Genomic DNA, 24,096 nt, shown 5'->3' on the forward strand with positions numbered 1-24,096 from the left:
CAGACCTTCACTCTACCCCCGGGCCGGAAAATAAAAAACCCGCGCAAGAGCGCGGGTTTTTTCTGCAAAAGCGAATCGCTATTACAGGGCAACAACCTGGATCTGTACGGTTGCTTTAACGTCAGCGTGCAGCTGAACAGCAACTTCGTAGTCACCGGTGTTACGCAGAACGTTGCCCATGCGGACTTCGCTCTTGGCAACGGCTACGCCGGCAGCAGTGATGGCTTCAGCCACGTCACGGGTACCGATGGAACCGAACAGCTTGCCTTCGTCGCCAGACTTGGAAGCGATAACCACGGTAGCCAGTTCGGCCAGCTTGGCAGCACGCTCTTCAGCAGCAGCTTTGTTGGCAGCCAGTTTGGCTTCCAGCTCAGCGCGACGAGCACCGAAAGCTTCGATGTTGGCCTTGGTGGCCATAACAGCTTTGCCTTGCGGGATCAGGTAGTTACGGGCATAACCAGATTTCACAGAAACTTGGTCACCCAGACCGCCCAGTTTGGCGATTTTGTCGAGCAGGATAACTTGCATTACCTTTCCTCTATAAATTTCGTTGAGTTAGGCTTAAGTGCCGGGCCGATTCTTACTTGTTGTGCAGATCGGTGTACGGCAGCAGAGCCAGGTAACGAGCACGCTTGATGGCGCGTGCCAGCTGACGCTGATACTTGGCGCGGGTACCGGTGATACGGCTCGGTACGATCTTGCCAGATTCAGTGATGTAGTTTTTCAGAGTAACGATATCTTTGTAGTCGATCTCGGTAACGTTCTCGGCGGTGAAGCGGCAGAACTTACGACGACGGAAATAACGTGCCATGGCCTTTATCCTCTAGTCAGTGATCCAGAATTACTCTTCGGAAGCAGCTTCAGTAGCTTCTTCGCGGCGCTCGTCGTCACGACGGGTGAAGCGCTCTTCTTTGGCCTTGGCCATCGGAGAAACTTCAGTCACGGCGTGCTTGGTGCGCATGATCATGTTGCGGATAACGGCATCGTTGAAGCGGAAGTTGGTTTCCAGCTCATCGATAACGGCTTGCTCTGCTTCTACGTTCATCAGAACGTAGTGGGCTTTGTGCAGTTTGTCGATCGGGTAAGCCAGCTGACGGCGGCCCCAATCTTCCAGGCGATGAATGGTACCACCGGAGGTGGTGATGGCGCCGGTGTAACGCTCGATCATGCCGGGAACTTGCTCGCTCTGGTCCGGATGAACCATGAAGACGATTTCGTAATGACGCATTTTAGCTCCTTACGGATTAATTCAGCCTCCGCCCAGGTGCAGCCAGACCTCGGAGGCAAGGAACATAATGGTGTTTAGTCGCTGCTTTTCTAGGGCGGCGTATTGTACGAAATCACATCCCTCACTGCAACTGGCCGCCTTAAATGTTTTTCCCGATGGAAATCATCAGAAACAACAATTGATAACGATTATCATTTAGATCTATTCTCTCTCCATATCCTTATGGAGGGTGATGCCATGCAACCCGCACTGACGACTACGATTCCAGCCCGCAAATTCAAACTGACCCTGCTCGGGCCTGCCTTTATCGCCGCCATCGGCTATATCGACCCGGGCAACTTCGCCACCAATATTCAGGCGGGCTCTACCTTTGGCTACCAACTGCTCTGGGTAGTGGTATGGGCCAACTTGATGGCAATGGTGGTGCAAACCCTCTCGGCCAAACTCGGTATCGTCACCGGCAAGAATCTGGCGGAGCACATCCGCGACCGACTGCCGAAACCGGCGGTCTGGGCCTACTGGGTGCAGGCAGAGATCATCGCCATGGCCACCGATCTCGCCGAATTTATCGGCGCCGCAGTCGGCTTCAAGCTGCTGCTTGGCGTGACCTTGCTTGAAGGAGCCTGCATCACCGCCGTGGTGACCTGGGGGATCCTGATGTTGCAGTCCCGTGGCCAGAAACCGCTGGAGTTCGTGGTCGGTGGCCTGCTGTTGTTTGTCGCGGCGGCCTACATCGTCGAGCTGATCTTCTCCCGCCCCCATCTGCCTAGCCTACTGGAAGGAGCTCTCTTCCCCGGTCTGCCCAACAGCGATGCCGTCTATCTGGCCGCCGGTGTGCTCGGTGCCACCGTGATGCCCCACGTTATCTACCTGCACTCGGCACTGACCCAGCACACGCAGGATCAGGGCTCGGTCAGCCAGCGGCTGCACACCACCCGGGTCGATGTGGCGATTGCCATGACCATCGCCGGCTTCGTCAATCTGGCGATGATGGCGATGGCGGCCGCCGCGTTCCACAGCTCCGGCAGCCAGCAAGTAGCCGAGCTGGAGTCGGCCTACCAGACCCTCACCCCGCTGCTGGGTCAGGCGGCCGCGACTCTGTTCGGCCTCTCGCTGGTCGCCTCCGGCATCAGCTCTACCGTGGTGGGCACGCTGGCCGGCCAAGTGGTGATGCAGGGCTTCGTGCGCTTCACCATCCCGCTCTGGCTGCGCCGCGCCATCACCATGGCCCCTGCCTTCGTGGTAATCGCCATGGGCCTCAACACCACCGAGATCCTGGTGCTGAGCCAGGTGGTGCTGAGCTTCGGCATCGCGCTGGCCCTGATCCCGCTGTTGATGCTGACCGGCGATCGCGCCCTGATGGGGGAGTATCGCAACCACCCGGTGACCCAGGCGGTCGGCCGCCTCATCGTCGCCCTGGTGATCGGGCTCAACGCCTACCTGCTGGTCGCCATGATCTAGCGAACCGTCAAACCGAGAAGAGGGGCTCATTAACTCTGGTTAATGAGCCTCTTCGCACTTTGGCGTATGCTGCCGCTTTCTTTTCTCATTTATCGTTGCGGGAGCCTTGCCATGGAACATACCCGAGTCAGCTTCGTGCTGGGCCATCATCAGGAGCAAGCCAGCGTGGTCTGCTGTCAGCGTGGCGACACCACACTGCTGGTCACCGACCTCACCCCCTTTCATCCCCAGAGCCACCTCTGGCCCGATCAGCCGGGGGATGTGGGCCATGCTCGCTGGGAAGGGGGCGAAGCCGCCATTGGCCCTTGCCGGATGGGGGCCATCAGCCCGGATGGCGAGCTGTTTGTCGATACTGCGATTCCGGTCAAACGGGGCGCAGAGGGGTGGAGTTTCGTGGTGGTCCATCCACTGACCGGAGACCACGCACTAGCCGTTGGCAACCAGGTCGAATTGCAAGTAGATAGGGCTGCCCGCCACGCGTTGAGTCTGGGCCATAGTGGCTGCCATCTGGCGGCGTTGGCGCTCAATCGAGTACTGACTCCCTACTGGCGCAAGGAGGTAAGCGAGCGCGATGCACTGGGCCAGCCCGACTTCGACCGCCTGGCTATTCAAAGCTCTCGGGTCGAGCCTTGTGGATCGCGGGAGCAGTACCGCATCGGCAAGAGCCTGCGCAAGAAGGGGGTCAACAGCGAGGCGCTGCTGGCAGATCTGGCGCTGATTGAAGTGCAGGTCAACCAGCAACTGGCCGACTGGATCGCAGCCGAAGGCGAGATCCGCCGCAGCCGCGCTGGCGAGGCGATCATCGATTCCCGTTACTGGCACTGCATGCTGGAAGGCCAGGAGATCACCATTCCCTGTGGCGGCACCCATGTTGCCTCGCTCGCCGAGTTGGGGGAGGTCAAGGTACAGCTCACTCAAGTGGAAGAGGGCTTTGCCATGCTGACCCGGGTCACGCCAACCGAGGCCTGAGTCGCAAACTTGACCACTCAGGGCTAACGCCCAAATTGGCAATAGAGAAGTATCGCAAATGAGGGGGCATCATCATGCCTCTCAACGCCAGTCATGACGGGCCGATGCTTCTCTTTTAACCACTCCCTGATTAGAATGCGCCTCCCACAGGAGGCACATCACCCATGAGTAGTACCCAACTACGCACCACCCCGGATCGACTTCGTTATCTGGTTCTCTACGAAGGCATCGGGCTGGCACTGGTCGCACCGCTGATCAGCCAGCTGTTCGGTCAGGGCGTCGCCGAGGTCGGTTCGCTGGCCATCTTCTTCTCCATCGTCGCCACTGCCTGGACCTACGGCTGGAACCTGTTGTTCGACAAGGGGTTGCTCAAACTTTGCGGACGCACCAACAAGCGACCACTGGACCGCTTCCTGCACGCGTTTGGCTATGAGGCGAGCTTTATGATGCTCTCCCTCCCCTGCGTCATGTTCTGGCTCGATTTGGGAGTGTGGGACGCCCTGATGCTGGATCTCGGCTTCGTCGCCTTCTACCTCGTCTACATCATGGTCTTTACCTGGGCCTATGAGCGGATCTGGCCGCTGCCATCCAACCCGCAAACGGCATAAGGCCTCAGCCGCAACGAGGCCGACAGAAGGAAAAGTCAGGAAGGACTAATAGGAAGGATGGGAGAATCCCATAAAAACAATGCCAGTCAGCAAGCTGACTGGCATTGGACAAAACAGACTTTCGGACTTACTTGACGGCGTCTTTCAGAGCCTTGCCAGCCACGAATGAAGGCACGTTGGCAGCAGCAATCTGGATCTCTTTACCAGTTTGCGGGTTACGACCGGTGCGGCCTGCGCGGTGGGTGACCTTGAAGGTGCCAAAACCGACCAGTTGCACAGCATCGCCTTCTTTCAAGCTCTGGGTAATACCATTGATGATCTCTTCCAGAGCCACTTTGGCCTGAGCTTTGCTCAGATCTGCTTTGGCGGCAATCGCATCGACAAGTTGAGCTTTGTTCATAACATTTCCTTTATGATCGGGCATTTAGCGCTGGGTCACTCTATGCAAAAAAAAACGCACAGGCAAAGCCTTTATCGAGCCGAACGCGTCAAACGCTGGGGTTTTCATCAAGATCTGCGGAAATAGTCACATTCCACACGCGAAAAACCGTGAGCAGGCCTGAAACCTGCTAGCACGCAGACACAATCCGCTGACTATTTCTTCGCCACTTAACATTATCCCCCCATGGCTATTGACGCTTGCCCAGATTTTCCCTAGTTATAGGTTGTGTCACTGCTCAAACGGCTCGGAATACCGAACAATCGGCCAGCCTTTGCCCCACGGAGGGATAGGGATTATGTTGACGAAACTGGAACAGACCAAGCAGGCGCTGGCAGGCAAGCATAAAGCTATCGACGACTGGCTGGATGCAAGGCAAGCGTTGCTGGTTGGATACATGCAGCTGGCAGGCCTTACTCCGGCGCGGACCAAGCAACGCAGCCTGCCCAAAACAGAAGAGCTGCATCAGTTTTGCGACCGTCTAGTCGACTATGTCAGCGCGGGCCATTTCGAGATCTACCACCACGTCGTCACCGCCTTCGAGCAAGCCAGCGGCGAAACACTGGAGCTGGCCAAGCGCATTTATCCCCATATTCGTGCCACTACCGAGTTTGCCCTCGAATTCAACGACAAATACAGTGATGCCGACGAGGCCCAACTGCTACTGCTCGATGATGACCTCAACGAATTGGGCCCGGTACTGGAGGATCGCTTCAAACAGGAAGATCGCCTGGTCAAGGCACTCCATGTGGTGGAGTTCCTCAGTGCCCAGCAAGCCTGATTGCTATTTTCGGAGCAAGTTCAAGATACTGGCAGCCAAGGTGCATTACACTCAGAGCAATGATTCCCTGTGTCCAGCTGATTCCAAACTAGGAGATGAGCATGTCTGAGCGCCGCCGTTTTGCACGGATCCTCTATTTGACCACGGCCGAACTCACCCAGGGGGAGCACAAGTGGCAGACTCAGCTTGTCGACATATCCCTGCAGGGCGCCCTGTTAATCCGACCGGATGATTGGGAGAGCCGTGACAACAAGGAGTACCAGCTCAGTTTTGTCCTGAGTGGCAGCGACATCGAGATCAAGATGCAGGTCGAGCTAACCCATGAAGCCAGCAAGAAGCTGGGGTTCTACTGCCACCACATCGACATCGACAGTGCCACCCACCTCAAGCGGATGATAGAGCTCAACGTAGGTGACGAAGAGCTGCTGCATCGGGAGCTGGAACAGCTGTTGAACGAGCATCAGGAGCACAACCAGTCGTAACGACGCCCGGCCAGACATGGTGCTCTTTTCTGTTCATTCAGCCTCTATTGCTACGGTTATAACGCCTCGAGCGCCTCTGATAACTTCTTGACCGGCACCACTTCCATCCCCTCGATAGGATGCTTGGGGGCATTGGCGTGCGGCACGATGGCACGACGAAAACCGTGTTTGGCCGCTTCCTGCAGCCGCTCCTGACCAGAGGGGACAGGACGGATCTCCCCTGAGAGCCCCACTTCGCCAAACACCACCAGATCCTTGGGCAGCGCCTGATCCCGGAAACTGGAGACCATCGCCAGTAGCAGCGCCAGATCCGCACTGGTCTCCTCGACCTTGACCCCGCCAACCACGTTGATGAAGACATCCTGATCCGCCATCTGCAGCCCACCGTGACGGTGCAGCACCGCCAGCAACATGGCGAGCCGGTTGTGATCCATCCCCACCGCTACCCGACGCGGGTTGGAGAGCTGGGAGTAATCCACCAGCGCCTGCAACTCCACCAGCAGCGGCCGGGTGCCCTCCCAGATCACCATGACGATGGAACCGGGCGCCTGCTCCTGCCCCCGACTGAGGAAGATGGCGGAGGGATTGCTCACCTCGCGCATCCCCTGTTCAGTCATGGCAAAGACCCCCAGCTCGTTGACCGCACCGAAGCGGTTCTTGTGAGAGCGCAGAGTCCGAAAACGGGAGTCATGGCCACCGTCAAGCAGCACAGAGCAGTCGATGCAGTGTTCCAGTACCTTGGGGCCAGCCAGACTGCCATCCTTGGTCACATGACCCACCATGAAGATGGCCACATGGTTCTGCTTGGCGTAACGGGTCAGTAACGCTGCTGCCTCACGCACCTGTGAGACCGAACCGGGAGAAGATTGGACATCCGCCACATGCATCACCTGAATGGAGTCGATCACCATGATCTGCGGCTGCTCCTGCTGGGCAATCAGGCAGATCTGCTCAACGCTGGTCTCGGAGAGCATCCGTAGCTTGTCGGTAGGCAAACCAAGGCGGTTGGCCCGCATTGCCACCTGCTGGAGCGACTCCTCACCGGTGACATAGAGAGTTTTCATCCGCTCTGCCAGACCACACATGGTCTGCAGCAGCAGGGTCGATTTACCCGCCCCCGGGTTACCACCGATCAGAATCGCCGAGCCGGGCACCACACCGCCACCAAGCACCCGATCCAACTCCTTGAAACCGGAAGTAAAACGGGGGATTTCGGTGGTGGCGATCTCTGCCAGTGTCTGTACCTGACTGCCGACCGCGCCGGCATAACCGGTGTAACGGGCACTCTTGCCTGCGGGAGTGACGGAGCCAAGGCGTACCTCGGTGATGGTATTCCACTCCTTGCACTCGCTGCATTGACCTTGCCAGCGTGTGAAGTCGGCACCACATTCGGAACAAACATAAGCAGTTTTATTTTTAGCCATTGATAACTCGGGGACAGGATGAATTCCTGCTTGATATACTTGTTTGCGACCGACAGATCAAACCCAGAATCGGAAAAGTGACTTTCCGTGGCAGGAACACATGGATTCAGTACACCAACAACATCTGATTGAACAACTTGTACCCCTGCTGCGGGAGAAAGATTTCGAAGAGATCTTCAACCGTCTGACCCAGGACGAAAACAGTAACGGCCGTTTTCTGATCAAGATGGAGCTCAATCGCAAATGCTCCCCTTGCCGCAGGGTTATCGACATGCGCGATGAACTGGAGGACGAGTGCCTGGTGCACGAGTTCGACGGTATCACCCACTTTATGCCGGCCGAGGCCATCGGACTGTTTCAGTCCCAGTGCTATCTCTACCGTGACGCCTATACCCTTGGCGTTTACGAAGCGCTGCAACAATGGCAAAAGAACCATCACCACGCCCGGGTGGATGGCCTGCTGCAACCCCCTGTCAGCCCCTTCCGGCAATACGACGTCAACACCATCGTCTTTGCCAGTTACTACGGGCGACGACAAGAGCGGATGCACTTCAGCTCGCCCTTGCTCATCAAACTTCATGACGGGGAGAAGTTGTTCGCCAAGAGTTCCGATCTTTCCCTCGGCGGCATGAGAGTCTCGGTCCCCTATTTGCCCAATTACCAGACCGGCGCTCAGGTCGAGGTCTTCTTTACCGGGCTGGAGCGGGATCACCCCAATCCGGTGCTGCATCAGCCGGTCGGTTACCAGATCCTCGGTGAAGAGAGCAAGGAAGGGAAGTATTGGCTGAGGCTGGTACGCTCCGGTGAGCAGCCCGCCTTCGATGCCTTCCTCAGCGACTTTATCGAAGCCAACAAGATCCGCTATCGGGTCAGCGTCGACTATCTGCTCTCCGCCGCCATCATCAAGGGATATGAGCAGTTCTACCTGCCACGGATGACCGGCATGCCGCTCTTCTTCAGCACAGGAGACTGTCCCTCACTCGAGATAGCACTGCGCACCGAGAACAACCAGCACCTGCTGGAGTATTGGCGCGACGAGAAAAACCGCGATGCCCTGGCGGGACTCTTCTCAGCAAAACGGATGAAACGCCTCTGCCCTGCTCCCGGCACCACGACCGAAACCCTCATCTACTGCTTCACCCACACGGTACGCAGCCATATCTATTTCTTCTCTGCCACTGCTGAAGAGCTGCGCCAGAGTGGTCTCACCGCCCTCTTCTTCCAGGTGGGCTCCCGACGTCCCAGCTGGCGTGTCTACAAGTTTTCACTGGAGGCGTGTGAATCGCTGGAGGCAGATGTAGGGCAGTTGCAGGGGGTCGAAAATTCGCAACTGCAGGATATTCTGTTACTCGAACGTCTCAAACTGATTGGGTATTGCGGCCTGCTGCAGGAGATCAGTCTGGAGTCCCAACGGGAGGAGTTCCGCCCGGAGGGCGAGCTGGGCAATAATGCCAATGAATTGCAACGTTTTGGTCACGAGCTGGGCGTTGCCCCCTTCGAGATTGAATCCCTGCACTATGTCCAGTTGCGCAAGGAGCTGCGCTATATCCACAAAACAGCCGTTGCCATCCATCACAATGGCAAGTCATGGCTTGGCTGGACCCGAGATATTTCTGCCCATGGCCTGCAGGTCGAGCTGGAAGATGCCTTTATCGGCGAGAAAAACGATGTGGTGACCATCGCCCTGCCCCGTCTGCAGGAGTTATCCAAGAGCATGGATCTGCAGCATCTCTCCTACCGGCTGGTTAGTCTCAACATGACTCGCACCGTGCTGCACCTCTGTATCGACGGGGATTCCGATCGTCATACCGGTCGTCAGTTCTTCAGCCTGCTGATCGAGAGCAACCAGAACAAGCTCAAGGCGGCGCAGGAGCAGCGCCGTTATCGCGGACTGGCGCGAGCCCTGCGCAATATTTACACCCACCACCTGTTCAACTCACCGGTCTATATCAACAAACTGAAGGGTGCCCCCAAGCCAGCCGCCATCGGCAAGTCACTCACTCCGCGCAGCCTGCAACAACTGTTAACCGCCTGTGCCGAGCAACCTGAGCAGGAGAACCTCTATCCGCTGTTTCAGGGGGAGTTGTTCAAGGAGCTGCTGATGAATCCGTTGCGAGCCATCGAGCGGGAGGACAAACCGCGTGAAGATGAGGTCTATATTGCCAGCATCCAGACCAAGGCAGGCCTCCCCATCTTCACCAGCCGCCTCGCCAGCAGCTTTAGCAACCTAAAAGAGAAGCGCCAGTTCATCGAGCTGGCACTGCAGCAGGGAGAATTCTACTCGGTGCTGGTCGGCATCTCCCGCACCGGACGCCCCGACACCAACTTCATCGCCAATGAGCTGGACTACATCGCCAAGTTCGCCATTCACAAGGCAAAGCGGCTGGAAGAGGAGTTGTGGAGTGTCGTGGGGGTTGGCGAGCTGACCGACACCACCCAGGCAACTCTGTTCCGGTTCGGCATCACGCAGCCGCCCCGCTGATCCCATCGACACGGGCGCACTATGTGCCCTGTTTTTTGTCATGCTGCCTGCGGATTGAGCAGCCATTCCAGGATCCGGGGAAAGTGATCCTCCTGCGCCTGCGGGGCGGTCAGCATATTGATGTGGTCATAGTCAAGCCGGTTGCCATTATCACGCCCCAGGCGGGTGTGACGAGCAGCCGAGCCTATCTCGTCGCTGAAACGGCGCACATCGGTCGGATGGCCCAATACCTTGTCGGCTCTGGCAGAGATCATCCAGAGTGGCGGCCAGTTGACCCGTGCCGCCCCTTCGTCATAGGCAAAACCGTCGTGAGGATCCCGCCAGGGGCCACACTTGACCCAGGGGATGGTCTCCTGCAGATAGCGCAGCGGCTCGTCGTCAGCACCTATCTTCAGAGTGCGAGCAGCCAGAAAACCACGGCGGCGAGCCAGCCAGGGGGCCAGCCGATTCCAGATCAGATCCACCTTCAGCCAGCGCTCGGGATTGTGCACCGACACGCCGCGTTTGGTACCAAAAAACAGCAGACTGGCCACCTGCTCCGCCAGCTCGGGAAAGCGCACCAGGGTCGAGGCCATGATGACGCCACCCCAGGAGTGGGCCACCCAGTGCACCTTGAAGCCATGATGGCGCTCGGCAATCCAGCGATGCAGGGCGGGCAAGTCCTCGGTGATTAGCTCGTGCTGGCCGTGCTCCGCCTGCTCGGCGATGGCCGGAGTGCTGAGCCCCCGTCCCCGCAAATCAGCCACATAGACCTGATAGCCGTGGCGGGCCAAAAAACAAGCCAGCCCCTTGCCCGATTCGGTGTAAAAGATGCGGCCGTTCTCGATGGCGCCGTGCACCATCAGGATCGGCTCGCCATGCACGGCGACCCGGGGTTTGATGTGGCGAACATGCAGTTGATGGGCGCCACAGGGGATAAACAGAGACTGCTGCAACAATTCCATTTTTATTGGTTTCCTCCTTGAAACACAGTCAGCGCTTGTCCCAGCGTTGTTCGCTGCAGGCCCGCGCCGCCAGCAGGCAGATCACCCCCTCCAGATCGTGATGATTGAGGGTGGCCGCAGCCTGCGCCCGCACCAGCGGCTTGGCATGAATAGCAATCCCAAGACCTGCCACGCCCATCATCTTGAGATCGTTAGCACCATCGCCGATGGCCACGGTCTGGGCGGCAGCAATGCCGTACTCCTGAGCAAGCTGCTGTAACACCTCGGCCTTGACGCTGGCATCAACGATGCGCCCGCTCACCTTGCCAGTCAGCTGACCCCCTTCCACCGCCAGCTCGTTGGCGAAGATAGCATCGAGCCCCAGCGCCTGCTGCAACTCGCCGGCAAAACGGGTAAAACCGCCGGAGGCGATGGCCACCTTCCAGCCAGCCTCTTTGAGGGTATCGACCATCAGTTGCAAGCCGGGCATCCACGGCATGTTGGCGGCCACCTCGTCGAGAATGGTGACCGGCGCTCCAGCCAGCAGGGCCACCCGGTTGCGCAGACTGTCGGAGAACTCCAGTTTGCCCTGCATGGCAGCAGCTGTTACCGCCGCCACCTGATCGCCGACCCCCGCCAGCCGCGCGATCTCGTCGATGCACTCGATACGGATCGCGGTGGAATCCATGTCCATCACCAACAGGCCGGGTTCGCTCAGGGTGGGTAGTGCCGGCAGGTGGCAGAGATCGATCTCCCACTCACCGCTCTTGAGCTCGGCCACCAACTCGGAAGAGAAGCGATCGCAGCCAAGCAGCAGCAGCGGCACCTCCGTCACCTCGGTGGGAGGATAGAGGGTGGCCACCAGCCCCTGCGCAGCCAACAGTGGTGACAGATGCGTCAGATGGGAGGCGCCCAGCCCCTTGCCAAACAGTACCAACCAGCCGCCCGCCTGCGGGGTCTCTGTCGGTTGCAACGCATCGGCGTTGAGCTGCCAACAGGGTGAGCCGGACAACAACGCAGGCCAATCGGATAACAGAGGGGGGAGCCGGGACAACAACATAAGAGATACGCCTTCCTTGGTGATCAGGGGGTTAACAATGCTGACCCAGAGTAGCGTATTGCTTTTTGCGCAGGCAAGCGCCAAGATCCGGCACTCATTGTCAGCATGAGGTCTCGCGCTTGCAGCGTCATCTTCCCATCAAACGTGTACTCAGTCTGGTAGCCGGCCTGCTGCTCGGCTGCTGGGTACTGGTTGTTCTCCTTCATATGCAGGGAGAGAGCCAGGCTGCGCTGCACACCGAAGCACGCAACCGCGCCCAGGCACTGGTCGCCTATGCTGCCCGCGACATGAAGCGCTGGATCAAGGAGGAGAACAGCAGTGAGCTGGAACGGCTGGCCCGGGATCTGGCGACCGAGCCGGAGATCCTCGATGTCACACTCTATGATGGACGCGGCATTCCCCTCGCCCAGTCGGAACAGGCCGTACCGCTGGAGAGCCTGCTACCCATCGGTGACAATAACAAATCGATGCCGGAACAAGGCAAGGGGCGGATCCAGTTCGTACAGGAGGTCCTGGATGGCGATCAGACACTGGGCTACCTGCGCATCACCCTGGAAGAGCAGCAGATGCTGGCGGACAAGGACACCAGACTCAAAACGATTCAGGAGAAACAGCGGCTGATATTGCTGATTGCGCTGCTGGCAGGTCTGCTTATCTCCTATGGCATTCGTCGCAACTATATGCGAGTGCGCAAGCACAAAAAACGAAGTCCTCCACCCTCCCCGCCGCCAACCAACAATGATGCGGCGCAGTAAACGGATAAAGAAACGGCGACCAGAGGTCGCCGTTTTTGCATGGTTCCAGAGGCTGCGGGATTAGTTGTCGCCCAACAGGACGGAATCCAGCGCGATTTCGATCATATCGTTGAAGGTCAGCTGACGCTCTTCAGAGGTGGTCTGCTCACCGGTACGGATATGGTCGGAGACGGTGCAGATGGTCAGCGCCTTGGCACCGTACTCTGCGGCCACGCCGTAGATACCGGCGGCTTCCATCTCGACACCCAGGATGCCGTATTTTTCCATGACGTCGAACATGGAGGGGTCCGGGGTGTAGAACAGGTCGGCGGAGAAGATGTTACCGACGCGCACGGCAACGCCCTTGTTCTTGGCGGCCTGCACGGCATTGGCAACCAGGTCGAAGTCAGCGATGGCAGCGAAGTCGTGATCCTTGAAGCGCAGACGGTTTACTTTGGAGTCGGTGCAGGCACCCATACCGATCACCACGTCACGCAGTTTCACGTCTTCACGCACGGCACCACAGGAGCCCACACGGATCAGGGTCTTCACACCGTAATCGGTGATCAGCTCTTTTGCGTAGATGGAGCAGGAGGGGATACCCATGCCGTGGCCCATTACGGAGATACGACGGCCCTTGTAGGTACCGGTAAAGCCGAACATGTTGCGCACGTCGCAGATCTGCTCGACGTTCTCCAGGAAAGTTTCAGCGATGTACTTGGCGCGCAGGGGGTCGCCCGGCATCAGCACGGTATCAGCAAAGGCGCCATCTTTCGCATTGATATGAGGAGTTGCCATTCTCTTGATTCCTTCACACTAGGTTGAGTTTTATTGTTTTATAAATTGCCCGCCGCCGAAGTGGCGGGCGGGTAAATTACAGGAAGCTGGTACCGTACGCCAGTTTCGGCAGGCCGTGGTAAGCCGCGATGCTCTGGCCGATATCGGCAAAGGTCTCGCGACGACCGACAGAGCCAGCCTTGACCGGCTTGCCGAAGAACAGCACCGGAATGTATTCGCGGGTGTGGTCGGTACCACCCCAGGTCGGGTCACAGCCGTGGTCGGCAGTCAGCACCACCACGTCGCCATCTTGCAGCAGCTCAAACAGCTCCGGCAGGCGGGAATCGAAATACTCCAGCGCACCGGCATAACCGGCAACATCACGGCGGTGGCCGTAGGAGGAGTCGAAGTCGACGAAGTTGGTGAAGACGATGGTGTTGTCACCGGCCGCTTTCACCTCTTCCAGCGTGCGATCCCACAGCTCGGTCAGACCGGTCCCTTTCACCTGCTTGGTGATGCCCTGCTGGGCATAGATGTCGGCAATCTTGCCGATGGAGACAACCTGGCCACCCGCATCTTTCATGTAATCCAGCACGGTCGGCGCCGGCGGCAGCACTGAGTAGTCGTGGCGGTTGCCGGTACGCTTGAAGTTGCCCTTGCCTGTGCCCACGAACGGGCGCGCAATCACGCGGCCGATGTTGTAGGGCTCCAGCAGCTCGCGCACTATGTGGCACAGCTCATAGAGCTTCTCGAGGCCGTAGGTCTCTTCGTGGCAGGCAATCTGGAACACGGAGTCGGCAGAGGTGTAGAGGATCGGCTTGCCGGTCTTCATGTGCTCTTCGCCCAGATCGTCCAGCACCTGGGTACCGGAGGCGTGGCAGTTACCGAGATAGCCCGGCAGACCAGCCTTCTCGACGATGGCGTCCAGCAGCTCCTGCGGGAAGCTGTTGTGGTGATCCTTGAAGTAGCCCCACTCGAACAGCACGGGCACGCCGGCGATCTCCCAGTGACCGGACGGGGTATCCTTGCCGGAGGAGAGCTCCTGAGCAAAGCCGTAGGCACCGACCACCTCGATATCTTTCTTCAGCCCTTCCGGGAAGTAGCCGGAGGCCTGCTCGCAGGCGTGGCCCAGACCCAGCTGGTTGAGGTTCGGCAGATTGAGGGCGCCACGGCCTTCAATTTCACCTGCCGCACACGCCTTGGCGATATGGCCAAGGGTGTTGGCGCCCACATCTCCGAACTTGTCGGCGTCGGCAGCAGCGCCAATACCGAAAGAGTCCATCATCAGAATAAAGGTACGTTTCATGGGTCTTCCCCTTGTTACAAATCGGCCAAGGTGATACGGCGGTACACTTCAGGCAGTGCCTCCGGCCGTTCGCCACCAATCCGGACAGCCGCCTGCACCATGCTGGCAGCCTGAGCATATTGCTCTTCAGTCTGAGCGTGGATCATCGCGATCGGCTTGTCAGCATCAACGCTTTGACCCAGGCGGATAAAGTCGGTCAGACCGACCGCATAATCAAGTTTGTCACCGGCAGCGCGGCGACCACCGCCCATGGCGACCACCGCCAGACCCAGCTCGCGTGTATCCATGGCGGTCACGAAGCCGCTGTTGGCCGCGAAGACCGGGCGTACGATGGCTGCCTTGGGCAGGTAAGCGTCGTAACGCTCCATGAAATCGGCCGGGCCACCGAGACCTGTCACCATGCGACCGAAGATCTCGGCCGCCTTGCCGTTATCCAGCACCGCCTGCAGCTTGGTGCGGGCATCGCGCTCGTCGCTGGCCAGACCGGCGGAGATCAGCATCTCGGCGCACAGCGCCATGGTCACTTCGTGGATGCGCGGGTTGCGGTATTCACCTGTCAGGTAGCGCACCGCTTCACGTACTTCCACCGCGTTACCGGCGCTGGAGGCCAGCACCTGGTTCATGTCGGTCAAGAGCGCAGAGGTGCGGCAACCGGCACCGTTGGCCACGGCCACAATGCTCTTGGCCAGCTCTTCGGAGGCTTCGAAGGTTGGCATAAAGGCGCCGGAGCCCACTTTCACATCCATCACCAGCGCTTCGAGCCCGGAGGCGAGCTTCTTGGAGAGGATGGAGCCGGTGATCATCGCGATGGATTCGACGGTGGCAGTAATGTCACGTACTGCATAGATACGCTTGTCAGCGGGGGCAAGATCGCCGGTCTGGCCGATGATGGCCACGCCCGCCTCTTTCACCACTTTCAGGAAACGGTCGTTGTCGACCGAGGTCTGGTAGCCGGGAATGGCGTCCAGCTTGTCGAGGGTGCCGCCGGTGTGGCCCAGACCACGGCCGGAGATCATCGGCACGAAACCGCCGCAGGCAGCGACCATCGGGCCAAGCATCAGGGAGACAACGTCACCCACCCCGCCGGTGGAGTGCTTGTCGACAATCGGGCCACCCAGATTGAGGTGATCCCAGGTCAATACCATGCCGGAGTCGCGCATGGCGCAGGTCAGGGCAACCCGCTCATCCATGGTCATGTCTTTGAAGTAGACCGCCATCGCCAGCGCGGCAATCTGCCCCTCACCGATGGTGTTGTTGGTAATGCCCTGAACGAAGAATTGAATTTCTTGGGTACTGAGCGCTTCACCGTTGCGCTTCTTGCGAATAATTTCTTGAGGCAAAAACATCTTTCATTCCCTCCGCCATTGCTGGCGTTACACAAGCCTGAATCTTTGCCCGCACACCGCATGGTGGGGGCTAACAGGGCGGACAGCTGTCCGCCCTCTCATCGACCTATTAGTAACCGCTGGTGTTGGCCGGCTTGTCGCCATGCCCCAGAGTGGCCAGCAGACTGGCCAGCAGGCTGGATGCACCAAAGCGGAAGGTACGGGCGGATACCCAGTCGTTGCCGAGGATCTCTTCGGCCATGGCCAGGTACTGACCGGCAACGGCGGCATCTTTCACGCCACCAGCTGGCTTGAAGCCGACTTTCGGATTCTTGGCCTTGATCACTTCCATCATGATGCGGGCCGCTTCTGGGGTCGCATTGACCGGCACCTTGCCGGTGGAGGTCTTGATGAAGTCGGCACCAGCATCGATACAGATCTCGGAAGCGCGACGGATCAGCGCCTCTTCTTTCAGCTCGCCGGTTTCGATGATCACTTTCAGCAGCACGTTGGCACCGCAGGCCTCTTTACAGGCTTTGACCAGATCAAAACCGATCTGTTCGTTGCCAGCCATGAAGGCGCGATACGGGAACACTACGTCCACTTCATCAGCACCGTAGGCGACAGCGGCACGGGTCTCGGCCACGGCGATCTCGATGTCGTCGTTGCCGTGCGGGAAGTTGGTCACGGTCGCAATGCGTACGTCGGCAGCGCCGATCTCACGCAGTGTCTTGCGAGCGATAGGAATAAAACGGGGGTAGATGCAGACGGCGGCAGTCAGGCCAGCCGGTGACTTGGCCTTATGGCACAGGTCGATCACCTTCTGATCGGTGTCGTCATCGTTCAAGGTGGTCAGGTCCATCAGGTTCAGGGCGCGCTGAGCGGCCACTTTCAGATCAGTCATTCTGTTCTCCAAAGTCTCGATTTAATCCAGATAACCGGGCACCACCATACCATCCAGCGATGGATGCACAGGCAGTAATCCCCAGCTATACGGGAATGGAATTACAGTGCGAAGGCACCGGCACTATCGGGATGCTATTCAAAACACCCTGCAGGCACTGCGACTGTAAATAAGGCAAGAGCCCTGTCACTTTCTTACAAAAGTGCGGACTTGGTTCCATGAAGACTTGAGAAAGGCCGACAACATCTGACCCGACTTCCCAATCAATTCCATTTGACCGCCAACACCCGATTTCATCGAGTATTAGTCATTACCAGCACCCTGCTGGCAATGCCTATTTCAGCCGAGATACCCCCTGTTTGCAAGCCGGATTTGCCAATTTCAGAGGTACCTCACATCTGGCAAATCCAGGTCTAAAAAAGCCTTACGAAAAGAAACGAGTCAGGATCCAGGAGTAGGCCAATCCCCCCAAATAGACCCCGACGATCCCCATTACCCCGGATAAAACAGGAGGCGCCGGGATCGGCAATTTGAGGAAAGAAAACAACAAACCAACTATAAAGCCGGCCACCATCGCCAGTAGCACTTCATTCATATAACCTCCGATTTGACTCATTTTATTATTAGTTTAGATAGGAAAACGGTTGTCACCGCTCCATACGCGAACGCCACGGCAGATGCCGTGGCGTTCGTGTTTATACCCTGTCAGTCAGGCGGCGATTACATGCCGGACAGTGCCAGGAAGAAGCCTGCGATAGTGGCAGACATCAGGTTGGACAGAGAGCCAGCCAGTACGGCTTTCAGACCAAAGCGTGCAATGGTACCGCGGCGGTTCGGCGCCATGGACCCCAGACCACCCAGCAGGATGGCAACGGAGGAGAGGTTGGCAAAACCACACAGCGCGAAGGAGATGATCGCCTTGGTGTGATCGGACATGGCCACACCGTTGATCAGCACTTCGTCTTTCAGGTACGGAGCGAAGTTCAGGTAAGCCACGAACTCGTTCACTACCAGCTTCTGACCGATGAAGGAACCGGCAACCACTGCTTCATTCCAGGGCACACCGATCAGGAAGGCCAGCGGGGAGAAGATCCAGCCCAACAGCAGTTCCAGAGAGAGTTGCGGATAACCGAACCAGCCACCCACACCGGAGAAGATGCCGTTGATCATGGCAATCAGACCGATGAAGGCCAGCAGCATGGCGCCGACGTTCAGGGCCAGTTGCATACCGGCAGAGGCGCCAGCAGCAGCAGCGTCAATGACGTTGGCAGGCTTGTCATCCAGCTCGGCATCGGCAGAGCTTTCGTCGTAGTTCGGGGTCTCGGTCTCGGGAACCAGCAGCTTGGCGAACAGCAGACCACCCGGTGCAGCCATGAAGGAGGCAGCAATCAGGTACTCCATCTTCACGCCCATGGAGGCGTAACCTGCCAGTACGGAACCGGCAACGGAAGCCAGACCACCACACATGACGGCGAACAGCTCGGAGTCAGTCATCTTGGCGATGTAAGGACGAACCACCAGCGGCGCTTCGGTCTGACCGACGAAGATGTTGGCAGTTGCAGACAGGGATTCGGTGCGGGAAGTACCCAGTACTTTCTGCAGACCGCCGCCCAGCAACTTGATGACCATCTGCATGATGCCCAGGTAGTAGAGCACTGCAATCAGGGAGGAGAAGAAGATGATGACCGGCAGAACACGGAAGGCAAAAACAAAGCCGCCGCCACCGAACACTTCAAACATCTTGTTGCTGACCAGACCGCCAAACAGGAAGTCGATCCCGTTCTGGCCGTAGCTGATCACGCTGGATACCGCGTCGGACACGCCGACCAGGATATCGCGACCAACCGGAACATAGAGAACAAACGCCCCCAGACCGGCTTGAATTGCGAACGCACCGACAACGGTACGGACGTTGATTGCCTTGCGATTGCTGGAGAACAGCACCGCGATAAGGACGAGCGTCGCCATCCCTACCAGACCCATGAACAAATTCATTATTATCTTCCTCTAGTAGCACCTGGCTTGTTAGCGAGTTGTTATCAAACCCAACTAATCAAGGGGAGCGCATTATACTAATTAAAGTCCGATAAAATAGAATGCTGGTCACATTTTATCGTTATCAAAATGTCCAAGTGTCACAAAATTAGACAGCAAACGATTTTTACGCTCATTTTTTTTCCTGACAACTAAATCAGGTGTTGCGAATTTGTTTCATGGCAATGGGTCGTGATGGAAAATATGCCGGGCAGTTTCAAATAACACCTTAGCAACATCTACCGATGATTCCTCCCGCAAAGTCATCAATATTTCAGCTATTTTCGGCAGCGCTTCCGGGGTATTCCGAGTGCCTTGCTCATCTTGTAACGGCATATCGGGCGAATCGGTTTCCAGCACCAGGGCCTCGAGCGGCATAGCACGAAATACCTCTCGCGTCTTGTTCGCCCGCTCAAAACTGATTACCCCGCCCACCCCGAGCCGAAAGCCCAGTTGCCAGAAAGCCTCCGCCTGCTGCAACGAACCGCTGAAAGCATGGATCACCCCGCCACGAGGCGGCTTGAAGCGGCGCAACAGCTTGACCACAGTGTCATTGGCGCGCACCGAGTGGATCATCAGGGGGAGCCCAGCATCAGCAGCCAGCCGGATCTGAGCCTCAAACAGCGCAAGCTGCCCCTCCTGCGGCACGTGAGAACGGAGGTCCAGCCCGCACTCACCAATGGCCACCAGCCTGGCAGGTTGACTCATCACCAACGCTCGCAGCCGTTCCATCACCCCCTCCCGCTGCTCACCGGTATACCAGGGATGAATGCCCAAACCATAAAAAAGGCCGTCATGCTGATCTGCCAGTGCCATCACACGAGTCCAGTTATCCTCTGCGATGGCAGGAATGATATACTGCGTCACCCCTAATGCCCGGCAACGGGCCAGCAGCGCCTCCCTGTCCTGGTCGAACACCGGAAAGTCGAGATGGCAATGGGTATCTATCAGCTGCATATCACTCACACCTGTTTGCGGTATTTAATGGGTCATTGAACATGATGAACAACAGAAACAACGGCTTTACCCTGATTGAACTGGTGTTGGTGATCATAGTGCTGGGGATCCTGGCCGTCACCGCCCTGCCACGCTTTATCAATATCAAGGATGATGCCCTGAAAAGCACGGTCTCGGCGACTGCTGGCAGCTTTGCCAGTGCAGTTCAACTGGCAAATGCCGGCTGGTCGGTGAAAGTGAAGGGGGAGTCTATCGGGCTCTACAACTTGAGTAGCTTTGGCAAAGGCGATCTTGATATTAATCGCTATGGTTGGCCTGTAGGCACGAAAGAGGACTATAACCAAGCGCCAGATACAACATTTCCACCTGGCTCTAACGAAAACCAGATCTCTGTTAACAACGAAGATGACTGCAAGCTACTCTTCACTGGATTACTTGATACAGAGCAGACTGTTCCTGACTTAGACAATAACAACACTGAAACTGACTATAGTTCCGAACTTATTATTGCAGATGACCAAACTGAGATCGGAGGGTTAGAGCATCACAACTGCCGCTATATCCTGCGTGATTCTATCGGCCGCTTCCCGGATCACCCCAACGGCCTCGGCTTCGAGTACAACAGTGTTACCGGTGCCGTGACCCGCAATTTTGATTGAGCTCAGCCTCTTCTGCGCAAGCTCGCTCTTTGCTTGAGTCCTCATTATAACGAACCGGTGTGCAGCAGCGCCGGTTCTCCTGAGTGAGCCCCCACTCCTCGCACCACGCATCGTAACGGGCCAGCCAACGCAGCAATACCCCTTTCATCGTCACACCTCCGCCAACAGGTTCAGGTCAAAAACCATCCTAATCAGAGTCGACAAGGGGAGCAAGCCATCCCAATTTTTGCGGTCGGTTGAGATAGAAAGAGCCGGTCAGCATGGCTGACCGGCTCTTTTAACATTCCCTGAAGAGGTTATCAGATGAGCGATAGCTCATCCGCCTCAAAGGCTCTTCAGTTTCTCTTCCGGCAGAGCCAACTCGTCGTTGTGGTTAACACCGATGCCACGCTCCAGCACATGACGGGCGATGGCGTGCGCCTCTTCCAGCGAGTGCATGCTGTAGGTGCCGCACTGATACTCGTTCAGCTCGGGGATCTTGGCCTGATCCTGCACAGTCAGCACGTCGCTCATGGCCGCCTGCCAGGCTGCGCCAACACGGGCTTCGTCCGGCGCGCCGATCAGGCTCATGTAGAAGCCGGTACGGCAACCCATGGGGGAGATGTCGATGATCTCCACACCATTGCCGTTCAGATGATCACGCATAAAACCGGCGAACAGGTGCTCCAGCGTATGGATACCGCGCTCGGAGAGGATCTCCTGGTTCGGCACACAGAAACGCAGGTCGAACACGGTAATGGTGTCCTTGTTCGGGGTCTGCATGGTCTTGGCCACACGCACCGCTGGCGCTTCCATACGGGTGTGGTCAACGGTAAAACTGTCCAATAACGGCATTTCTGACTCCTGATTTGGTTACCAGAACCAGCCCCCACGGGAGAGCTGGTCCTTGCATTGACGGTACTGGGCGCCGTAGCGCTGGGCGCGAGCTTCCACTTTGCGAGAGGTCTTCATCAACCACCCCTTGCTGCGATAGCTGCCACGCCGGTAGCCACCCCACCCTTCGTGATAGTTGAGGTACTGACCATAGGCATCCCACTTGGAGGTGCCATTTAGCCGCTGGGCCTTGTTAGTGTACCAACCCATAAAATCGATGGCGTCGGCAAAGTCATCGCGGTCACTCCAGCTGTTGCCGGTTTCCCGCTGGTAATCAGCCCAGGTTTCATCTTTGACCTGAGCATAACCATAAGCCGAACTGGCCCGCCCGGTCGGGATGAAGAGGAAATACTGCATCGGCGGCTGGGCATCATGTACGTAAGAGGACTCCTGATACATCATGGCCATCACCACATGGATCGGCGTCCCCCACTTCTCGTTCATCTTGAGCGCGGCCTTGTGCCAGTCAGGCTTCTCGCGAAAGATCTGGCACAGATTCTCCGGCTGGGCCGGTGGACGGGTACTGCAAGCAGTCAGGCCCGCCAACAGGCTTGCGACCACCACGAAGCGCATCCACCCCATCAAATGAGGCCACACTTCACGCCTCTGGTCAGGTAAAGAGATAGCCAAGGTCAGATCGCGTCTTCGTTCTCTTCGCCGGTACGGATACGAATGACACGCTCCACCTCGCAGACGAAGATCTTGCCATCACCAATCTTGCCGGTACGGGCGGTGTTCTGGATCGCTTCCAGGCAGGCATCGAGATCCTCGTCCTGCACCACCAGCTCCACCTTCACTTTCGGCAGGAAGTCGACCATATATTCGGCGCCGCGATAGAGCTCGGTATGGCCCTTCTGGCGGCCGAAGCCTTTGACTTCGGATACGGTCATGCCGTTGATGCCGATCTCGGCCAGGGCCTCGCGCACATCGTCCAGCTTGAACGGTTTGATGATGGCTTCAATCTTCTTCATGGTGACTCCTTACCAGTTCTGTTTGCCGAACCCGGATGTAATAGGGTAACGGCGATCCTTACCAAAGTTGCGAGCCGTAATGCGGGGCCCGACTGCCGCCTGACGGCGCTTGTATTCGTTGAGATCCACCAGGCGGATCACCTTGCGCACCACCGCTTCCTCGAACCCTTCTGCCACCATGTCGGCGACCGAGGCATCCTCTTCCACGTAACGCTTGAGGATGGCATCCAAGATGTCGTATGGCGGCAGACTGTCCTGATCCACCTGGTCCGGCGCCAGCTCCGCTGAAGGGGGGCGATCGATAACCCGCTGCGGGATCACGTAGTCAACCGAGTTGCGATATTCGCACAGCTTGAAGACCAGCGTCTTGGGCACATCTTTCAGCACGTCGAAACCGCCCGCCATGTCACCGTACAGCGTGGCATAACCCACCGCCATCTCGCTCTTGTTGCCGGTGGTCAGCACGATACGACGACGTTTGTTGGAGAGCGCCATCAGCAACACACCGCGGCAGCGGGCCTGCAGGTTCTCTTCGGTCGTATCGCGAGCGGTACCTTCAAACAACGGCGCCAGCTGGGTCATAAATCCTTCGAACATTGGCTCGATGGAGATGATGTTGAACTCAACCCCCATCCGCTCGGCCTGCTCCTTGGCATCCTCTACGCTCATCTGGGCTGTGTAGCGGAACGGCATCATCACCGCCTGCACCTTGTCGGCACCGATGGCATCGGCTGCAATGGCCAGCGTCAGCGCCGAGTCGATACCGCCGGAGAGGCCCAGCACAGCACCATGGAAACCGTTCTTGGTGACATAGTCGCGCACCGCCAGCACCAGCGCCTGATAGGTCTCGGCCAACGGCTCCAGCGGCGCAGCCGGTTCCCGCTCTTTCACCGGCTGGCCATCAGCAAAACGTACCAGCGCCAGCTCTTCGGCAAACGGGGCGAGCTTATGGGTCAACTCACCCTGGCTGTTGAACACCTTGGAGCAGCCATCGAAAATCAACTCATCCTGACCGCACACCTGATTGAGGTAGACCAGCGGCAAACCGGTCTGATCGCAGCGCTCAGTCATCAGTTCGCGGCGGATCCAGGGTTTCTCCTGATCGTAAGGAGACGCATTGATGGTGAGCAGCAGATCGGCTCCTGCCGCCTTGGCGGCCAGCGCCGGGCCTGGCTGCCAGAGGTCTTCGCATATGAGCAGCCCTAGCTGATAACCACGGAACGGCACCACGCAGGTCTCGGTCGCCGCGGTAAAGTAGCGCTTCTCATCAAACACGCCGTAGTTGGGCAAATCCTGCTTGAAGTAACGGGCAATCAGCTGGCCCTGCTCATAGAGGGAAGCCGCGTTGTAGAGCGCCTCTCCTTCACGCCAAGGGTGACCCACCAAAATGGCACAGTTGCCCTGCCATTCGGCAACACGAGCCAACGCGGCTTCGACCCGGATCATCAGATCGGCGCGCAGCAGCAGATCTTCCGGTGGATAGCCGGTCAGGGCCAGCTCGGAGCAGACCAGCAGATCGGCACCTTGCTGCTCGGCCTGAGCCGCCGCAGCGAGCACTTTGTCAGTGTTATCTTCGATGGCGCCTACCGTCAGATTCAACTGGGCAAGCATCAGAGAGAGGGCTTTTGCCATGGCGATGCATCTTGTATTCGAAAATGATGGGGAATGATAAAGAAAAGGCGCTGGCTGTGCCAGCGCC

General features: G+C 57.8%; 26 protein-coding genes. 8 read left to right on the forward strand and 18 right to left on the reverse strand.

Annotated elements, in window-relative coordinates:
* Positions 1-81 precede the first annotated feature (81 nt).
* The 3 genes from rplI to rpsF are packed head-to-tail and all read right to left on the reverse strand — an operon-like array spanning position 82 to position 1,228.
* Positions 82-528 carry a 50S ribosomal protein L9 gene (gene rplI, locus G5137_RS15365; protein ID WP_005340490.1) on the reverse strand — a complete coding sequence of 149 codons (447 nt, stop codon included), beginning with the start codon at positions 526-528 and terminating at the stop codon, positions 82-84.
* A 52-nt stretch (positions 529-580) separates the two neighbouring features.
* A complete protein-coding gene (gene rpsR, locus G5137_RS15370; protein WP_005308890.1) occupies positions 581-811 on the reverse strand; it encodes a 30S ribosomal protein S18 in 231 nt (76 codons plus the stop codon).
* A 30-nt stretch (positions 812-841) separates the two neighbouring features.
* Positions 842-1,228, reverse strand: coding sequence for a 30S ribosomal protein S6 (gene rpsF / locus G5137_RS15375; protein ID WP_005308887.1), 387 nt, complete (start codon positions 1,226-1,228; stop codon positions 842-844).
* Between the two features lie 237 nt (positions 1,229-1,465).
* Here rpsF and G5137_RS15380 point away from each other — a divergent pair, with 237 nt between their 5' ends.
* From G5137_RS15380 to G5137_RS15390, 3 genes are all read left to right on the forward strand, one after another.
* Complete coding sequence (locus tag G5137_RS15380) at positions 1,466-2,689, forward strand: Nramp family divalent metal transporter (RefSeq protein WP_042053364.1); 1,224 nt, start codon at positions 1,466-1,468, stop codon at positions 2,687-2,689.
* Positions 2,690-2,800: 111 nt separating this feature from the next.
* Positions 2,801-3,658 carry a hypothetical protein gene (locus G5137_RS15385; protein ID WP_266134763.1) on the forward strand — a complete coding sequence of 286 codons (858 nt, stop codon included), beginning with the start codon at positions 2,801-2,803 and terminating at the stop codon, positions 3,656-3,658.
* Between the two features lie 164 nt (positions 3,659-3,822).
* A complete protein-coding gene (locus tag G5137_RS15390) occupies positions 3,823-4,266 on the forward strand; it encodes a PACE efflux transporter (RefSeq protein WP_005358045.1) in 444 nt (147 codons plus the stop codon).
* Positions 4,267-4,393: 127 nt separating this feature from the next.
* Here the strand turns inward: G5137_RS15390 and hupA are convergent, their stop codons facing one another.
* On the reverse strand, positions 4,394-4,666 hold the full coding sequence (gene hupA, locus G5137_RS15395) for a nucleoid-associated protein HU-alpha (protein ID WP_005340484.1): 273 nt from the start codon (positions 4,664-4,666) through the stop codon (positions 4,394-4,396).
* Positions 4,667-5,003: 337 nt separating this feature from the next.
* Here hupA and rsd point away from each other — a divergent pair, with 337 nt between their 5' ends.
* Both rsd and G5137_RS15405 read left to right on the forward strand, forming a co-directional pair.
* Positions 5,004-5,486, forward strand: a complete 483-nt coding sequence (rsd, locus tag G5137_RS15400; protein ID WP_216952872.1) for a sigma D regulator — start codon at positions 5,004-5,006, stop codon at positions 5,484-5,486.
* Positions 5,487-5,587: 101 nt separating this feature from the next.
* Positions 5,588-5,968 (forward strand): PilZ domain-containing protein, encoded by a 381-nt coding sequence (locus tag G5137_RS15405; RefSeq protein ID WP_216952871.1) that lies wholly within the window; start codon positions 5,588-5,590, stop codon positions 5,966-5,968.
* Positions 5,969-6,024: 56 nt separating this feature from the next.
* Here G5137_RS15405 and radA read toward each other — a convergent pair whose 3' ends face one another.
* Positions 6,025-7,392 (reverse strand): DNA repair protein RadA, encoded by a 1,368-nt coding sequence (gene radA / locus G5137_RS15410; protein ID WP_005341318.1) that lies wholly within the window; start codon positions 7,390-7,392, stop codon positions 6,025-6,027.
* 100 nt (positions 7,393-7,492) lie between these two features.
* Between radA and G5137_RS15415 the strand changes: the two genes are divergently transcribed.
* Positions 7,493-9,874 (forward strand): PilZ domain-containing protein, encoded by a 2,382-nt coding sequence (locus tag G5137_RS15415; RefSeq protein ID WP_421206094.1) that lies wholly within the window; start codon positions 7,493-7,495, stop codon positions 9,872-9,874.
* Between the two features lie 38 nt (positions 9,875-9,912).
* Here the strand turns inward: G5137_RS15415 and G5137_RS15420 are convergent, their stop codons facing one another.
* Both G5137_RS15420 and serB read right to left on the reverse strand, forming a co-directional pair.
* Positions 9,913-10,818 carry an alpha/beta fold hydrolase gene (locus tag G5137_RS15420; protein WP_216952869.1) on the reverse strand — a complete coding sequence of 302 codons (906 nt, stop codon included), beginning with the start codon at positions 10,816-10,818 and terminating at the stop codon, positions 9,913-9,915.
* 28 nt (positions 10,819-10,846) lie between these two features.
* Positions 10,847-11,857, reverse strand: a complete 1,011-nt coding sequence (gene serB / locus G5137_RS15425; RefSeq protein WP_216952868.1) for a phosphoserine phosphatase SerB — start codon at positions 11,855-11,857, stop codon at positions 10,847-10,849.
* Between the two features lie 119 nt (positions 11,858-11,976).
* Between serB and G5137_RS15430 the strand changes: the two genes are divergently transcribed.
* Positions 11,977-12,612, forward strand: coding sequence for an AhpA/YtjB family protein (locus G5137_RS15430; protein ID WP_219265291.1), 636 nt, complete (start codon positions 11,977-11,979; stop codon positions 12,610-12,612).
* Between the two features lie 60 nt (positions 12,613-12,672).
* Here G5137_RS15430 and deoD read toward each other — a convergent pair whose 3' ends face one another.
* From deoD to G5137_RS15465, 7 genes are all read right to left on the reverse strand, one after another.
* The gene (gene deoD / locus G5137_RS15435) at positions 12,673-13,389 is read right to left on the reverse strand and encodes a purine-nucleoside phosphorylase (protein WP_040096807.1); all 717 of its coding nucleotides are present in this window, start codon (positions 13,387-13,389) and stop codon (positions 12,673-12,675) included.
* Between the two features lie 76 nt (positions 13,390-13,465).
* A complete protein-coding gene (locus tag G5137_RS15440) occupies positions 13,466-14,674 on the reverse strand; it encodes a phosphopentomutase (protein WP_421206092.1) in 1,209 nt (402 codons plus the stop codon).
* A 14-nt stretch (positions 14,675-14,688) separates the two neighbouring features.
* Entirely contained in the window at positions 14,689-16,020 is a 1,332-nt protein-coding gene (gene deoA, locus G5137_RS15445; RefSeq protein ID WP_005358033.1) for a thymidine phosphorylase, read from the reverse strand.
* A 109-nt stretch (positions 16,021-16,129) separates the two neighbouring features.
* The gene (deoC, locus tag G5137_RS15450) at positions 16,130-16,903 is read right to left on the reverse strand and encodes a deoxyribose-phosphate aldolase (protein ID WP_005340468.1); all 774 of its coding nucleotides are present in this window, start codon (positions 16,901-16,903) and stop codon (positions 16,130-16,132) included.
* Between the two features lie 424 nt (positions 16,904-17,327).
* On the reverse strand, positions 17,328-17,498 hold the full coding sequence (locus tag G5137_RS15455; RefSeq protein ID WP_005340467.1) for a XapX domain-containing protein: 171 nt from the start codon (positions 17,496-17,498) through the stop codon (positions 17,328-17,330).
* A 125-nt stretch (positions 17,499-17,623) separates the two neighbouring features.
* Complete coding sequence (locus G5137_RS15460; RefSeq protein ID WP_005340466.1) at positions 17,624-18,898, reverse strand: NupC/NupG family nucleoside CNT transporter; 1,275 nt, start codon at positions 18,896-18,898, stop codon at positions 17,624-17,626.
* A gap of 216 nt (positions 18,899-19,114) precedes the next feature.
* The gene (locus G5137_RS15465; RefSeq protein ID WP_216952865.1) at positions 19,115-19,894 is read right to left on the reverse strand and encodes a TatD family hydrolase; all 780 of its coding nucleotides are present in this window, start codon (positions 19,892-19,894) and stop codon (positions 19,115-19,117) included.
* Positions 19,895-19,935: 41 nt separating this feature from the next.
* Between G5137_RS15465 and G5137_RS15470 the strand changes: the two genes are divergently transcribed.
* On the forward strand, positions 19,936-20,553 hold the full coding sequence (locus G5137_RS15470) for a type II secretion system protein (RefSeq protein WP_421172251.1): 618 nt from the start codon (positions 19,936-19,938) through the stop codon (positions 20,551-20,553).
* Between the two features lie 324 nt (positions 20,554-20,877).
* On the opposite strand, the gene luxS is transcribed toward G5137_RS15470, so the two are convergent.
* The 4 genes from luxS to G5137_RS15490 are packed head-to-tail and all read right to left on the reverse strand — an operon-like array spanning position 20,878 to position 24,029.
* Positions 20,878-21,387: an S-ribosylhomocysteine lyase gene (gene luxS, locus G5137_RS15475; protein ID WP_005340462.1), complete on the reverse strand. Its 510-nt coding sequence runs from the start codon at positions 21,385-21,387 to the stop codon at positions 20,878-20,880.
* An 18-nt stretch (positions 21,388-21,405) separates the two neighbouring features.
* A complete protein-coding gene (locus tag G5137_RS15480) occupies positions 21,406-21,999 on the reverse strand; it encodes a hypothetical protein (RefSeq protein ID WP_272502552.1) in 594 nt (197 codons plus the stop codon).
* A gap of 59 nt (positions 22,000-22,058) precedes the next feature.
* The gene (gene glnB / locus G5137_RS15485; protein WP_005308848.1) at positions 22,059-22,397 is read right to left on the reverse strand and encodes a nitrogen regulatory protein P-II; all 339 of its coding nucleotides are present in this window, start codon (positions 22,395-22,397) and stop codon (positions 22,059-22,061) included.
* 9 nt (positions 22,398-22,406) lie between these two features.
* On the reverse strand, positions 22,407-24,029 hold the full coding sequence (locus G5137_RS15490) for an NAD+ synthase (RefSeq protein WP_421172252.1): 1,623 nt from the start codon (positions 24,027-24,029) through the stop codon (positions 22,407-22,409).
* Positions 24,030-24,096: the final 67 nt, after the last annotated feature.

It is taken from the genome of Aeromonas sp. 600282, from assembly GCF_049175755.1.
GTDB lineage: Bacteria > Pseudomonadota > Gammaproteobacteria > Enterobacterales > Aeromonadaceae > Aeromonas > Aeromonas veronii_A.

What these genes read in the sequence shown, in the direction of transcription:
- rplI (WP_005340490.1), bottom strand. Translation starts at nt 528, where the DNA reads ATGCAAGTTATCCTGCTCGACAAAATCGCCAAACTGGGCGGTCTGGGT.
- rpsR (WP_005308890.1), bottom strand. Translation starts at nt 811, where the DNA reads ATGGCACGTTATTTCCGTCGTCGTAAGTTCTGCCGCTTCACCGCCGAG.
- rpsF (WP_005308887.1), bottom strand. Translation starts at nt 1,228, where the DNA reads ATGCGTCATTACGAAATCGTCTTCATGGTTCATCCGGACCAGAGCGAG.
- G5137_RS15380 (WP_042053364.1), top strand. Translation starts at nt 1,466, where the DNA reads ATGCAACCCGCACTGACGACTACGATTCCAGCCCGCAAATTCAAACTG.
- G5137_RS15385 (WP_266134763.1), top strand. Translation starts at nt 2,801, where the DNA reads ATGGAACATACCCGAGTCAGCTTCGTGCTGGGCCATCATCAGGAGCAA.
- G5137_RS15390 (WP_005358045.1), top strand. Translation starts at nt 3,823, where the DNA reads ATGAGTAGTACCCAACTACGCACCACCCCGGATCGACTTCGTTATCTG.
- hupA (WP_005340484.1), bottom strand. Translation starts at nt 4,666, where the DNA reads ATGAACAAAGCTCAACTTGTCGATGCGATTGCCGCCAAAGCAGATCTG.
- rsd (WP_216952872.1), top strand. Translation starts at nt 5,004, where the DNA reads ATGTTGACGAAACTGGAACAGACCAAGCAGGCGCTGGCAGGCAAGCAT.
- G5137_RS15405 (WP_216952871.1), top strand. Translation starts at nt 5,588, where the DNA reads ATGTCTGAGCGCCGCCGTTTTGCACGGATCCTCTATTTGACCACGGCC.
- radA (WP_005341318.1), bottom strand. Translation starts at nt 7,392, where the DNA reads ATGGCTAAAAATAAAACTGCTTATGTTTGTTCCGAATGTGGTGCCGAC.
- G5137_RS15415 (WP_421206094.1), top strand. Translation starts at nt 7,493, where the DNA reads ATGGATTCAGTACACCAACAACATCTGATTGAACAACTTGTACCCCTG.
- G5137_RS15420 (WP_216952869.1), bottom strand. Translation starts at nt 10,818, where the DNA reads ATGGAATTGTTGCAGCAGTCTCTGTTTATCCCCTGTGGCGCCCATCAA.
- serB (WP_216952868.1), bottom strand. Translation starts at nt 11,857, where the DNA reads ATGTTGTTGTCCCGGCTCCCCCCTCTGTTATCCGATTGGCCTGCGTTG.
- deoD (WP_040096807.1), bottom strand. Translation starts at nt 13,389, where the DNA reads ATGGCAACTCCTCATATCAATGCGAAAGATGGCGCCTTTGCTGATACC.
- G5137_RS15440 (WP_421206092.1), bottom strand. Translation starts at nt 14,674, where the DNA reads ATGAAACGTACCTTTATTCTGATGATGGACTCTTTCGGTATTGGCGCT.
- deoA (WP_005358033.1), bottom strand. Translation starts at nt 16,020, where the DNA reads ATGTTTTTGCCTCAAGAAATTATTCGCAAGAAGCGCAACGGTGAAGCG.
- deoC (WP_005340468.1), bottom strand. Translation starts at nt 16,903, where the DNA reads ATGACTGATCTGAAAGTGGCCGCTCAGCGCGCCCTGAACCTGATGGAC.
- G5137_RS15455 (WP_005340467.1), bottom strand. Translation starts at nt 17,498, where the DNA reads ATGAATGAAGTGCTACTGGCGATGGTGGCCGGCTTTATAGTTGGTTTG.
- G5137_RS15460 (WP_005340466.1), bottom strand. Translation starts at nt 18,898, where the DNA reads ATGAATTTGTTCATGGGTCTGGTAGGGATGGCGACGCTCGTCCTTATC.
- G5137_RS15465 (WP_216952865.1), bottom strand. Translation starts at nt 19,894, where the DNA reads ATGCAGCTGATAGATACCCATTGCCATCTCGACTTTCCGGTGTTCGAC.
- G5137_RS15470 (WP_421172251.1), top strand. Translation starts at nt 19,936, where the DNA reads ATGATGAACAACAGAAACAACGGCTTTACCCTGATTGAACTGGTGTTG.
- luxS (WP_005340462.1), bottom strand. Translation starts at nt 21,387, where the DNA reads ATGCCGTTATTGGACAGTTTTACCGTTGACCACACCCGTATGGAAGCG.
- G5137_RS15480 (WP_272502552.1), bottom strand. Translation starts at nt 21,999, where the DNA reads ATGCGCTTCGTGGTGGTCGCAAGCCTGTTGGCGGGCCTGACTGCTTGC.
- glnB (WP_005308848.1), bottom strand. Translation starts at nt 22,397, where the DNA reads ATGAAGAAGATTGAAGCCATCATCAAACCGTTCAAGCTGGACGATGTG.
- G5137_RS15490 (WP_421172252.1), bottom strand. Translation starts at nt 24,029, where the DNA reads ATGGCAAAAGCCCTCTCTCTGATGCTTGCCCAGTTGAATCTGACGGTA.